The 11,653-nt window shown below is 41.4% G+C and carries 9 protein-coding genes; 1 reads left to right on the plus strand and 8 read right to left on the minus strand.

What is annotated here, in order from left to right; translation table 11 throughout:
* Positions 1–117: 117 nt before the first annotated feature.
* The 3 genes from ACTW1R_RS14050 to ACTW1R_RS14060 are packed head-to-tail and all read right to left on the minus strand — an operon-like array spanning position 118 to position 2,848.
* Entirely contained in the window at positions 118–1,554 is a 1,437-nt protein-coding gene (locus ACTW1R_RS14050; protein WP_375826473.1) for an ABC transporter ATP-binding protein, read from the minus strand.
* The gene (locus ACTW1R_RS14055; RefSeq protein WP_005228133.1) at positions 1,551–2,252 is read right to left on the minus strand and encodes an energy-coupling factor transporter transmembrane component T; all 702 of its coding nucleotides are present in this window, start codon (positions 2,250–2,252) and stop codon (positions 1,551–1,553) included. Before ACTW1R_RS14055 ends, ACTW1R_RS14050 begins: the two co-directional genes overlap by 4 nt.
* The gene (locus tag ACTW1R_RS14060) at positions 2,249–2,848 is read right to left on the minus strand and encodes an MptD family putative ECF transporter S component (RefSeq protein ID WP_010750012.1); all 600 of its coding nucleotides are present in this window, start codon (positions 2,846–2,848) and stop codon (positions 2,249–2,251) included. Before ACTW1R_RS14060 ends, ACTW1R_RS14055 begins: the two co-directional genes overlap by 4 nt.
* Positions 2,849–3,400: 552 nt before the next feature.
* Here ACTW1R_RS14060 and ACTW1R_RS14065 point away from each other — a divergent pair.
* Positions 3,401–3,976 carry a helix-turn-helix transcriptional regulator gene (locus ACTW1R_RS14065; RefSeq protein WP_086337863.1) on the plus strand — a complete coding sequence of 192 codons (576 nt, stop codon included), beginning with the start codon at positions 3,401–3,403 and terminating at the stop codon, positions 3,974–3,976.
* A gap of 225 nt (positions 3,977–4,201) precedes the next feature.
* Here ACTW1R_RS14065 and ACTW1R_RS14070 read toward each other — a convergent pair whose 3' ends face one another.
* The 5 genes from ACTW1R_RS14070 to ACTW1R_RS14090 all read right to left on the minus strand — a co-directional run bounded on the left by ACTW1R_RS14070 (position 4,202) and on the right by ACTW1R_RS14090 (position 11,599).
* Positions 4,202–5,710 (minus strand): helix-turn-helix domain-containing protein, encoded by a 1,509-nt coding sequence (locus ACTW1R_RS14070; RefSeq protein WP_208769664.1) that lies wholly within the window; start codon positions 5,708–5,710, stop codon positions 4,202–4,204.
* A 435-nt stretch (positions 5,711–6,145) separates the two neighbouring features.
* Complete coding sequence (locus ACTW1R_RS14075; protein ID WP_128431676.1) at positions 6,146–6,526, minus strand: DUF7006 family protein; 381 nt, start codon at positions 6,524–6,526, stop codon at positions 6,146–6,148.
* A gap of 192 nt (positions 6,527–6,718) precedes the next feature.
* Positions 6,719–8,143, minus strand: a complete 1,425-nt coding sequence (locus ACTW1R_RS14080; RefSeq protein ID WP_375826471.1) for a coiled-coil domain-containing protein — start codon at positions 8,141–8,143, stop codon at positions 6,719–6,721.
* Between the two features lie 2 nt (positions 8,144–8,145).
* Entirely contained in the window at positions 8,146–9,468 is a 1,323-nt protein-coding gene (gene lepB / locus ACTW1R_RS14085) for a signal peptidase I (RefSeq protein ID WP_489927304.1), read from the minus strand.
* Positions 9,452–11,599 (minus strand): glucosaminidase domain-containing protein, encoded by a 2,148-nt coding sequence (locus ACTW1R_RS14090; protein WP_375826470.1) that lies wholly within the window; start codon positions 11,597–11,599, stop codon positions 9,452–9,454. Before ACTW1R_RS14090 ends, lepB begins: the two co-directional genes overlap by 17 nt.
* Positions 11,600–11,653: the final 54 nt, after the last annotated feature.

Below are 11,653 nucleotides of genomic sequence, written 5' to 3' on the forward strand. Positions count from 1 at the left end.
TCTATCATAACGGATTTTTTCGAAACTTCCTAACTGATTGAAAGAAAAAAATCATGAAGATTTTTTCATGTTCAACAAAAAAAGACGGCATGAACCAAGGTCCACTCCGTCTTTCATTTATTCCATATTTTTTGCTAGCTGATACGTGCCAACGAGTTCCCCTTGTTGGAGTTGAAGCACGTAAGGACATGTTTCAGCTAAAAACTCACGATCATGACTGATCACCGCTAACAGATCAACTTCCTTAGCGACTGTTCGCAACAGTTTTGCGACTTCTTCCATTTGCTGCAAATCTAACCCACTCGTTGGTTCATCGAAAAACAACAAGCGTTTACCAGAAAGCAGGGCACTGCCGATGGCAACTCGTTGTTTTTCCCCACCCGACAAGCTTTGCGGATGTCGGGCAAGGAGTGGTGTTAAGTGCAACAATGAGACAATTTCTTCAAAACGCGCTGGGTTTTGGGCTTTGATCAGCAGCTCTTTTTCCACCGTTTCAAAAAACAGCTGCAAGTTGACATCCTGCATCACAAGAAAGCTTTCCTGCAGCAGCTGCTTTTGGGTCCGCTTTTGTCCATTGATGGCAAATACTGCTTCTGGGCATTTTTTCAATCCTGACAGGACTTGCACCAACGTACTTTTGCCAGCACCATTTGGTCCAACGATCCCCACAGCTTGCTTCGTCGGCAATTGTAGTTCAGGCAAGTTAAGCGCCCAATTTCTGCTGTTTGCTGAGCGTTTCGATTGCTTGATCTGCAGATGCGTTGCCCTTAATCCAGACTTTTCTGGCAAAGATTCTCGGCAGTGCTGAGTTTCCAATGCCGCCTCGCCTACTTTTCGCAATCCCAACTCGTGAATTGCCTCCTCGGGCAGTGACAAAAGCTGAGCTGCTGGATAAGACGCCCGCAATCGTCCTGCTTCTAATAGACAGAAGCGATCTGCCATTGGCGCCAAATACGCCAAGCGGTGTTCGGCGATCACAATGGTTTTCCCTTGTTGTTTTAAAGAAGCCAATCCTTGAGTCAACTTTTGGATCGCTTCTTGATCCAAATTACTGGAAGGCTCATCCAATAAGAACACATCATGGGGCAACATCGTGGCTGCAGCGAGAGCAATCAGCTGCTTCTCCCCACCAGATAGGTCAAAGACACTAGCATCAAGCAACGGGGTCAGGGAAAACTGCTGTGCTACTTCGGTGATTCGCTGCCGAATGTTTTCTGGTGCGACGCCCGCATTTTCCATCGAAAAAGCCAACTCCGAATAGACATCCGTGGTGAAAAATTGCGTCTTGGGGTTTTGAAAGACGACGCCAATCGTCTGGGCATAATGGGAGAAATCGGCAACTGACAAGTCTGTTTCTCCGACACGGATCTTTCCTTGCACTTCGGCGGGATACAGCTCAGGGATCAAGCCATTCAAAACATTGAGCAAGGTCGATTTTCCGCTGCCGCTAGCGCCGCACAAAACGATGACTTCCCCAGCTGCGACCGTCAAAGAGAGCTCAGATAATACGGTCCGATTTTCTCGTTTCACTGACACTTGTTCTAATGTGATCATCCAAGCCACATCCTTTTCACGATAAAGCCGCATAATGCTAAAAAGACCAAGCCATCCCACCAGCGCAGCTTCAGTTCGTGGACGGTGGTATGGGGAGTTTCTGATGCTAACCCGCGAACCAGCGCCGTAGCCGACAGTTCGGTTGCGGTCTTTTCAGCCGACATCAGTAATGGGATCAAAAAATACTCCGCACTTTGCAGTGGATGAAGCAAGATCGATCCTGCCGACAGCGAGATGCCGCGAAAGCGCATCGCTTGGCGAATACTTTTGAAATCTTGTACCAATGTGGGAAAAAAACGAAATAAGACTGCCAGCGGGACTAATAATACGTTGGGCACGTGCATTTTTTGCAGCGCAGCCATCCACTCACTGTTTTTCGTCCCGCTAATGGCAAAAGCCGCCGCCATGATCGTTGGCAATAAGCGGCGATAACCGACGGAAAAGAAATCCAGCAACACGATTAGTACGTGGTTGCCTTGGCGAAACAAAAAACTATCTGCCAGTGTCAGCAAGACAAACACGCCATAGAGCAGCAAGCCTTTTTTCCAAAAGCCGCTGACTATAAATAGCAGCAGCAAGAAAGTGACAAAGGCAAACTCATCGATCCAGCTGATGGTCACCATCATAGTAAAACTAGCAAAGAGAATCACCGCTAATTTGCTGCGGGGATCAAACCTTGTTTTCGACACATTCCTCACCCTTTATGCGATTGGATCGTTGGTTGAAAATGTTTTTCCATCAAGCGACTGCCGATACCTAAACCAGCCACCGCACCAATCAAAACCGCCAATGCACAAAGCCCTAACATCAAATTGGAGGTATGAGCAAACACGCCGGCAATGTAGGTTTCATCTTTTCCGCGAGCCACTAATGAATCGATGTAGGCATTTTTCATAAACCACAGGGGCAAGATTGGACCCATCAAGCCAAAACTAAAGACGATATAACTCGCCAGTACGCGAACGTTTCCTTTGAGCTTTGTTTTGTATTGGATCAAATCAGCTGCTAAGGCACAAATCATATTGGGCAAAAAGGCCAATGGAAAATGTCCTGAAATCAAAAAAAAGAGCCCTACCACGGTACCCATAATGGTGATTGCGCCAAATTTCGGTACTTTATTCAATAAAATCAGATAGATAATGCCAGAAAACAAAGCGGTGACTGCTGGAATAAATAAATTATGAAAACCTGGGATCACAAAACGCAAAATCAATAGACAGACGCTCATTAAAAGAAAATAGATCGCTGTATAGATCCCCACTGCAATTAAATCTTGAACCTTTAGTTTTTTCACTGCATATTCGCTCCTTCTTGCAAGCAATCAATGAAAAAACCGTTGCTGCTTGCTTGTACAAACTTATTTTTACAAAGCCTCAGTATAGCACAAAGCAGACGTTTTTATGGGGAGATATGCTTACCAACAGTCGATTTTCTTCTAAAACAGAACCAACAAATAGAGGTGTCTTCTGAAGGGCTCCATTTCAACACACAGGTACCTTTAAAGAATCACTAATGGAAAAATGAATCTTTCACACGCTTAGTTGTTTTCTCCTCTTCCCATCTTTGCGAAATTAATGAATAATAGACAAGGACAAACACTTAAAATCAGCAAAGACTCGCCATCTTTTTTCTTTTTTTTAGAAACCAGCAGGTATGTCTAAAAAAAAACAATAACCAAGTTGACCGTCGCTTGTTAACGGAAGAAAATCAACGCTGTACCGCTATGTAAACACCCCAAACCCAACTGTAAAAACATTTTGACACTTGATTTCAAGGTATTGTCAAAGACATTTGATCGTTAGAATGCAGACATTGGCCTAAACTAATGGTAGAAGGAGCGGATAAAATGAACTTAAGCAAACAAATAAAAAAACATCGGGAACGATTAAGTCTCTCTCAGGAAGGGCTGGCAGAAAAACTCTATGTCTCCCGACAAACGATCTCCAATTGGGAGAATGAAAAAAGCTATCCTGATGTTCACAATTTATTATTGCTCAGTGTTCTATTTGATGTTTCTTTAGATGAATTAGTCAAAGGGGATGTTGAACAAATGAAAGAAACGATTGAGAAAACAGAAATGGATCGTTACACAAAAATGATGCTGCTTTTTATACTATTGACCGCACTCTCTGTTGGGCCTGCTCTTTATTTACCCGGATACTGGTGGATTGTCCCGCCTCTATGTTTTTGGCTCGTCTCCATGTATGCCGCATTAAAGATCGAAAAAATCAAGAAAACCCAAAATATCAAAACGTATAAAGAGATCGTTGCCTTCATGGAAAATCAAGACCTCGATGCCATTAGGATAAAGCGCGACGTCAAAAAAGATTTCCTTTCAACAGCAGTCATCGTCGTGGTCTTTACCTTGATCGTCGGTATCATCGCATGCCTTAGTACACTGCCGCATTTACTGATGCGCTGACAAAAAATACAGGGTGCAGCTGCTTTTCATAAATGAGCAGCTACACCCTTTTTTTCAATTCAATGGTCCTCACAAACTCCTGACACGAACATTTCTATTCCTAAGATAGATGCGGTTAGAACAAAAAGCCCATTAAATGTTTCCTTACTTCACAAAAAATTGAGCAAGACAAGTCAAACCGCTGATCTTGCTCAATGAAATAGAAAACTGTTTCTTCTATTTCCCCTAATCATCACTTAATAAACGATAGTATTTTTCGTCCCTTACTTTATCGATATAATTGATCACGCGAATCCAATCAGAAAGGTATTGCTTTTCTCCCCATTGGTAAAGATGGGGTTGATTTTTCGTATAGTACTTCGAGATATCGATTGCGTAATCCGAAATGATGACATCTGGAAAATCTTTGATCCTTACAATGTTGATTGGCCGAGGACTCATCCGCACCAGCTTTTGCTTTTGAACTTCTTCTTCAATCCCCCGACTCTTTGATTCGATCGCTACTCTGACTGGGGTATCGTAATCAGATAAAATATAGTAAAGAATCTGCGAAGCATAATACTTAAAGGAATTGGAATTGAGAATATCGAGCCATGCTTTATTTTCCACTTCATGCTTACGAGAGATTTTTTCTAATACGGTAAACCAATAATGGTATTGCCTTTCAACTTCTGAAAGGGTGATGTAATCCCCAAAGGAATCAATTTTATTCCCTAATCCAAACGTCAAAAGAAAAGAAAAAATATAGGTAGCATTAATAAAAAGCAGCTTTCGCTCATTTGAACCAAAAGAAAAATGGATTTGTTTTTCAATCAAGGTGATCCAGTCATCTATAAACACACGATAATCATTCATATACATTGGTGATTGAAGACGAAGCTGACTCAAAGACTCTTGGGAATAGCTTTGCCCTACCGTGAACATATAGAAATGATAGATCAGCTCTTCCTTTGGCAAATCTTTTTCATAAATGCGATTTGCTTCGAAAAAAGGCAGCAAAAGCTCTTTATCAAAGGTGATCTGATCCATAAAAGGGTTATAAAACTTCTTGACACTTTCTGGTATCTCTTTGATGAGATTTCCTTGTTTTATTCTCGTGACAGAAACAGCTAACAGATTAATAAAGCGTTCCTTTGCTGCATGCCGTAGAAAAGGAAAATAGATGGATAAAGCTTGGTAAAGGTCTGTCGCACTTTGCTCAACGATTGGCGGTCGGTTGCTTTCGATCTCATCATACACATGCCAATAAAAGCTGTGGAAGAAATAGCGAATACGGTACTCTTCCCCACCCAAATACTCTGTCCTTTTTAAATTCAAATCCAATTTGTAGTGTTCCAAAATTGGCGCAAAGGTACCGATCTGCCGTTGCACGGTCCTTCCACTCACATATTGACTTTGACTAAAGGCTTCCAGTGTCTTGAACTTTTGATAAAAAATAGCATCCCAGATGATGAAAAGCAGCGTAGATTTGGTTAAATTGACCCGAATTTTATTGTATAAAAATTTTTCAGAAAAAGTGACTTTGATTACTTTGTTATCTCTAGACATAGTAAATTCAGGATACCCCTTTTGAATGGTATCCACTTGCTCTAGCACGTTATTTAACACAGGATATGAGATATTTAATTCATCAACAACATCTTTATAGGTATAGGTGTCTTGGTATGAGCGATAATAGAATAAAAAAAACTTTTGCACTAAGCGATCCTGTCCTCTTAAAAAAGAATCTAGCACATAGAAGCCCCCTTAATTTAGTAGGAATTAGTATATAGCAGCATACCTATAGCAATTCAACCTATTTGCTTTAAGGAAAATGAAAAAAAACAGGTTAAACTTTTGAATGATCTGAGGACAAAAGTTCAAACTGCTTTTTTTACAAATAGATGAAGGCTAAGAAATTACTATTTCAAAAAAATAAATAACTCATTTTACTTTCGATACATTTTTTCTTATAAATCAGACTTAATAATTACTTAATAATTGTCTGAAAACCAAAGCCAATCATCTTTGAGCCTATTATCCATAAAAAATAACGTGCTTTTTTAACACCCGATCCGTATGATCAAGCACACTTTCTTCTGACTTGTTGCTTTCCCAAAGAATATTTATGTTATTTTCCCCTTCACCTTTCTTTCGATGTCCAACAATCATATCTCAGTAGTACGCCCTCTAGCTTATGGAAAAATGGAGAGAATGAGGCGTGCTGTCAATCAACGTCATCCCACATTTCTCTTTGAAATAGGTTTGACAGTCTTTCTTCGCTGTTTTTACCACTTCTTCTTCAGTAAAGACACGCTTCTCTTTTTTAGTTGTGATCTCACTCAATTCAAGTAGAATCAAAATTTGCGCCTCTAAACTATTGATATTTGCCCATTGCTGAAAAAAATTTTGACTATTGATTTGAGCGATCTGTTCTTCCAACTCCTCACAAATCTGAAGAATCCGTTCTTTCACATGAGGCAAATTTTCTGAGAAACGAGGGTCGTTCACTTTCTCCCTATAGTAATTTAAATAATCATTCATATTATTTATTTGAAATAGCTGGCTCATTTGATATCCTCCCATACCGTTAAAAACAACGACTCGTCTTTACCTTTTCCCATTTTTCTGTCCTCTTCTTGATTAAGCGTTATCCTCGCTTCCCCCAGTCCAGTGGTATTCCTTTGATTTCATCCCCGAAGTCTGCTGTGCCTGATGAAGTAGTTTTCTAAAATGATCATTTATCACTTCACTTTTTCTACACTAGCTTTCCATCTGCTCTGCTTGCGGATCACTTTTATCAAAGTCCACTTGCAAGTTGCCTGAGGCCAATTGCCGAACTTTCTCTTGAAGATCGCTATACATGGATGACACGGTCTCTTTGGATTCATCAATTTCAATCAAAATTTTACGCGCTTTGTTTTCCATACCTTCTAATTCTAGTTTGGCCGCTTTGATCAAATGATCGGCTTCTGTTTGCGCTTCTTCTAAGGTCCGACTCGCTTGTTTTTTGGCGGTCAACAAAACCTCGCCGATTTCTTTTTGCGAATACTCGATCTCCTTTGTCAGCTGCTCGTTTTGTTGAACGAGTTGATTGATTTTTTCCTGTGCCTCTACATACAAGTCGTACTCACTTCCTTGTAAAAATTCTCCCGACTCGATACGACTTTGCAGCGCTGCTAATTCAGCATTGCTTTGTTCTAATTGGGAAAACTGCTCATTAAATACCCGTTCTTTTTCTTCGTATTGCGATTGATAAGCAGCGGCTTCTTCAGTAGCTTTGACTAATTGAATCGTTAGCGCATTTTTTTCAGCACTTAATTGTGCGATTTGTTCCAAGGGTTCTTCCAGTTGACTGATTTCATTTTGCAGCTTTTGATTTTCTTTTGTGGCTGCTTGCAGCAGCTGACTGGTTTCGATCAATTGTTCCGCTTGTTGTTCACTTTCCTTTAATTGCGTCCGTAAGTGTTGGTTTTCTCCAAGAGCATGAAGCAACTCATTGGATAAGGCTGTTTTTTCTTCAAGTACTCGTTGTAGCTCTTCTTTTGTTGTTTCAAGTTTCATGCGCATCTCCTCCATTTGTTTTACTCCTTCAAATATTTCTGCCTGCTGAATGTTCATGGTTTGTTCTAACTGTGTATTTGTCTCGTGAAACGTCGTTGCTTGTTGTTCCATCAAGTCAACATGCCCTTGTAGCTCATCCATCTTTACGACTTGTAGCATCATTTCTTTTTGTAATTCTTGATTTTGCCCTTCGAGCAAGTGTTGTTCTTCTATCGCCATTTGTTTTTCTTCTTCCGATTTTTCAAGCGCTGCTTGTAAGTCGGCAAGTTGTTGTTCGAATGCTTGAATCTCTGATTTCAGGGCTTCCTGTGGTACGGATTCGGTTTCGTCATTGGCTTCTTCCATGACAACGGAATCTTCTTTTGCCTCTAATGCTTGGCTGGTCTTATCCACGGCTACCCCCTCTTCAAGATCTGTCATTTCGTCAGTCGTTGTTTGTTGATCATCCAAGTGTTTTTCTGCGAGTAAGCGTTCATGAACAAGCTCCTGCGCGATTCGGTTGTCCCCTAATATTGGGAAATCCGCCGTTTCTTCTTGATCCAGTGAAAGCAGTTCATCTGGCACATTGTTGATTTCATCAATGATATTTTTTGTGAAAAACCAGCTGTCTTTATTTTTTGCCATAATTATCCTTTTCCTTTCTGTTCGTTCACTTCATTTTTTTCTACTTTAGAAAATGCATCGGTATCCTTCTCACGAAGAAAAATCTCTTCATAGATTGTTTCGGTTTCTTTCTCAGTGGTCATTTGAATTTCGATCGTAATCTGCATGAGCTTCGGAATTTCTTTGGATTCTGCTACAAAAGCGGTGATATTGCCCTCGATTTTTTTGCGGTTTTCTTCATTCTCAGTCGCTCCTGTCATGGCGATCGACAGTGTTTGGGAAGGAACATCTAATGAAATAATTGCTTGTGTTAAGCCAAAATAAGGGACGAGCTTTTGTGTCAGCTCCGTTTCAATTTTCGGTTGCAGGGCTTCTTGCTCTTGACTTTTCGTTAGTGCTTCCCAAGAGATGTCAGCAAGTCCAATGCCTTCTTCTGGATACGAGCGAACAGTAACCTTGGACAGCACTTCATTTTGTTGGGTTTTTATTTTCTGAACCTCTTTTTCCAATTGTGTTACTTGCTCGTTTCGTTGAAAGAACTGATTTTCAACTTGGAACAAAGAAACCATCAGTAAAAAAACGACGATGCCCATTAAGAGGGTGGTTATCATTAAAAACAGGGTCGTTTTCTGCGTTTCCAGTTGCTTTAATATTTGTAGTTTCTTGTAAAAAACAGCTGGATGACCTGTCAGTTTTTTTGCTTGTTCCATCCGATAATGAATCAGGAAGCGACTAGCTAAAATTCCAAATACCAAAAGGATTACTCCTATCGCGATTCCTTTTATAATCAACACTTGACGACCTCCTTTTACGCTTGGCAGAATAGCAGTTAAGATGCCTTCCACTTGCGTTTTTTTGATTAAGCCAAAGCTGCGACTGTCTTTTGAGACAGCCATATGATCCCCCAGAACAAAATAATAGCCTGCAGGAATTTCATGCAATTCTTTTAATTGCTCAGCAACGTTGGCTTGTAGTTTTACTTGAATCGTAGAAGCAAAGGCTGACTCTGTTTCAAAGTCAAGAATCAGCACATCGTTTTGAACAATAAGTTTATCTCCTGGCACCCCAATGATTCGCTTGATAAACATTCCATCCTCACTGGAAGCGGAAAACGCAACGGTTGCATAACGTTGTAAAGTTTGTGTTTTTTTGATAGCTACCTGTTGACCATCTTTAATGGTCGGTTCCATCGAGCTGCCAGCCACTGGATGAATACTATACTGCGTAAAAAAGAAAGCAATAAGGCTCACACTGACGACGCCGATGAGTAAGAGTAAAACATAAGCGAAGGTCATTTTGTGATTGGCGGCAACCTTTTCTTTTTCTGTTTTACCTAGGTTCCACATAGGTCACTAACTCCGAATAGGCTAAATCATTGCCAATGACCCGATAAGAGATTTTTGTGCCGCCGACGACATTTCCTTCGGAGATCAAGATTCCTTCATCGGTCACCGCTTCAACAAAAGCAACGTGTCCGTAATTCGGATCAGATCCGGCTGTACCAGGGGTAAATGAAATAAGCCATCCTGCTTTAGGTACTTGGCTTGTTTCGTAGCCTAGACGCTTCGCAGTTGCCCCCCACTCGCCACCATTTCCCATATAGTCATCAACTGATTTCCCTAATTGCGCCACACGATTGTAGGCATACCAGGTACATTGCCCCACGGGATAGGATCCCGATACATTGTAATTTTTCCCATCATAGTCGGGATACGTCATTTCCTTTCGATAGGTTTCTGGAATTTTCTCTTTTCCTACCATGATGCTACTGGTTGATGTCGTACTTGCACTCAAGGTTTGATCATATTGGGTTAAGTGGTACGCAGCGATCAAAGAACTGATTTTTTGATTATAGGTCGTGTCCGTCGCATACTTTCCGGTGAGGGCATCTGCCGCTCGCAAATAGTTTTTGGCAGTGGAACGCCACGTGTCTTGATAAAACAGTTCATTGCCCTGAATGCCTCCTCGAAGCAAGCTGACATAGTCACCAAGGGATTGTGCATAACTAGGGTATTTGCGAAAAGCAGCTTGAATTGTATACAACTCCCCATTTCCACGGTCTTCTTGGGTAGCAAAACTCACTGATGATCCTTGATAGCTTCCCTTTACTCCGAATAAATTATAGTTTGGTGCACTTGATAATGCGCTGGTTCCCGAGCCGCTTTCTAAAATCGCTTGCGCAATCATTACCGAAGCAAAGACATCGTAATCAAGACCTAACTTTTGTGCCGATTTTGCAATGGCTTGAATGAATGTTTGTGTTTGAGCGTTTTCGGAGAAATCCATTGAAGCAGGGTACGCTTTTTCCACTTCTTTGCCATAGGTTGTCAGCTTGTTCTCAGCAAGCCGCTGAACAGTTACTGATTCATCCGCCAATTTCTCTTTTGAAAGAAGACCAATCTTAGCAACCTTCTGGTTAGCCAACTCTGAGTGTTCTTCGATTTCTTTGGTTGTCGGTTCTCCAACCGTTACGTAATGGTCACCGCCTAAATACAAACCCAGCAGTTTTCCCTGATGGTACAACAAGTCTCCCGCTTGTTTTTCTTCACGAGGAACTTCTTCTTTATGGCTCGTTTTCAGTGATTGATCAAAGAGATTCTCCAACAGGGTATTGATGAGAACTTCCGTGCTTTCTAGGGGGATCTTTTTTCCATCCTTATTTTTTTCGTTACTGAGTTCGAAAAGTCCCACTTGCTTGATACCTTCATAAATCAAAATGGCTTTACTCTTATCTGTGAATGTCTTTAAAAGCGGCAGTTCAAAGCCTTTTAGATCCGTTTCAGCAACCTCACTTACTCGGAGGGAAGCATCTAGCGTGGTCCTATTGATCTCAGACAAGAGTTGTGAAACGGCTGACTCAGGCAAACGCTCTTTATTGAATGTCTCTGATTGGGTATTAGCAGGAAGGGCAACGCTTTGCTCTTGTTTTGCTGGTGAACTAGACGCCGCTGGTTTCTTGTCTTTTTCTAGTTCTTCATCGGCAACAGCTTCGGTAGACGTTTCCGTAGAACTTGGCGTAGTTGCCGTTGGTTCTTTTGAAGAAGACGAAACATTACTCGTACTGGAAGAAGTTGGTTCTGAGCTCGGTGTCGTTGATTCACTTGTTTCCGTCGGTGTTGACGTTTCGCTAGGAGCAGTACTTGCTTCAGTCGATTGACTGGTGGAACTTTCAGAGCTAGTAGGAGTTGTTTCTGATTCAACTGGCGCTGAGCTGACGGTCTCCTGACTATCTTCTGAAGAAGTAGCGGGAACTTCTTCACTTGGCACGGTACTTGGCACGGTCACTTCTTCTGAGCTCATCGGAACTTCCATACTTTCCGTACTAGATGGCACCGTTTCTTCGGGAAGCTCCAGAACACTGGCATCAGTTGCTTCCGTAACGGATTGGTCTTCCGCATGTAACGGCTGACCGACCCCATTTTGGATCACTAGTAATCCGAATAAAGCTGTACAAACAGCAATGGTCTTTTTTTTCATGGTTGCACCTTCTTTTTTCCTTTCTTTGATTAACACTTTTCTGACAGAGGGAAC

The sequence above is a fragment of the Enterococcus sp. R12 genome (assembly GCF_058135755.1).

What these genes read in the sequence shown, in the direction of transcription:
- ACTW1R_RS14050 (WP_375826473.1), bottom strand. Translation starts at nt 1,554, where the DNA reads ATGATCACATTAGAACAAGTGTCAGTGAAACGAGAAAATCGGACCGTA.
- ACTW1R_RS14065 (WP_086337863.1), top strand. Translation starts at nt 3,401, where the DNA reads ATGAACTTAAGCAAACAAATAAAAAAACATCGGGAACGATTAAGTCTC.
- ACTW1R_RS14075 (WP_128431676.1), bottom strand. Translation starts at nt 6,526, where the DNA reads ATGAGCCAGCTATTTCAAATAAATAATATGAATGATTATTTAAATTAC.
- ACTW1R_RS14080 (WP_375826471.1), bottom strand. Translation starts at nt 8,143, where the DNA reads ATGGCAAAAAATAAAGACAGCTGGTTTTTCACAAAAAATATCATTGAT.
- lepB (WP_489927304.1), bottom strand. Translation starts at nt 9,468, where the DNA reads ATGTGGAACCTAGGTAAAACAGAAAAAGAAAAGGTTGCCGCCAATCAC.
- ACTW1R_RS14090 (WP_375826470.1), bottom strand. Translation starts at nt 11,599, where the DNA reads ATGAAAAAAAAGACCATTGCTGTTTGTACAGCTTTATTCGGATTACTA.